The sequence below is a fragment of the Brachyspira sp. SAP_772 genome (assembly GCF_009755885.1).
Lineage (GTDB): Bacteria > Spirochaetota > Brachyspiria > Brachyspirales > Brachyspiraceae > Brachyspira.
Window position 1 is genome coordinate 1 of the sequence record NZ_VYIX01000047.1, and the last position, 975, is coordinate 975.

The window sequence follows — 975 nt, forward strand, 5'->3', positions numbered from 1 at the left end:
TCAAAAACATCAAAAGAAACAGCATTTACTCCATTAAGAACATCATCAACTATAAGAAAAATAGAGCCAATAAAAACAACTGAAAAACCTTCAGAAAGAGAATCTATTACATTACTAAAAGAAGCTATAAGAGCTAAATCTAAAAATGTTTCAAAGCCAATAGTTGCAAAAAAACATTTAGTAGTAACAGATGATAAAATAGAAGAGGAAACAAATAAAGAAGTTGATAATAATATAAAAAGCAMTGAAAATATCTTTAACAAAACAAGTGATATAGTAAATAATGTACTTAATAAAAAAGAAAATGATATAATYCTTAAAGAAAATACTGATAAGCCTCAAACTTTAGAAGAAGTTGTAAAAAAATATAACTTTGATTCATTTGATAAATACAAAGAAGATGAAAATAAAGACAAAGAAACTGAAGAGATAAAARAAGAATTAGAAAAAATAAAAAATGATATTGACGGTATAGAAACAAAAACTGAAATAGAAGAGCCAAAAAAAGAAGAAACAAAAGAAAAAGTAACTTACACTAAAGGCGATATATTTAAAAATAAAAAAGTTGTGCTTCCTACAACTATACAGCAAATATCTAATGAAGAGCCAACATTCAATCAAGAAGAAATGGATAAAGCAATAGAAAATGCTGTAGAAATAGATGATGATACTCCAGTGGAAGCTTATCAAAATTATTCAAACAAAAAATTAAAAGAAYTAGAAGAAAAAGATATTAAAATTATAGAAACTGAAGAAGAATTAAAAACATCTACTRTTATACCTGAAATAGAAAAGAAACCTGTAGAACCTTACAAAGTTCCAGAGCATTCTATTGAAAATGATGAGAAAAAATCAAATAAGCTTATACCAATCATAGGTATTATAATTATAATATTAGGTTTATCATTCTTAGGTTTCCAATTCTTAACTTCTAAAAATGATAACAATGATGATGGCTTTTATAATATAGTTACA

Annotated in this window: 1 pseudogene; it reads left to right on the forward strand. The window is 24.5% G+C overall.

Going from position 1 to position 975, the window contains the following annotated elements:
- Nucleotides 1-975, forward strand: a pseudogene (locus GQX97_RS12460) (hypothetical protein); the annotation flags it as partial.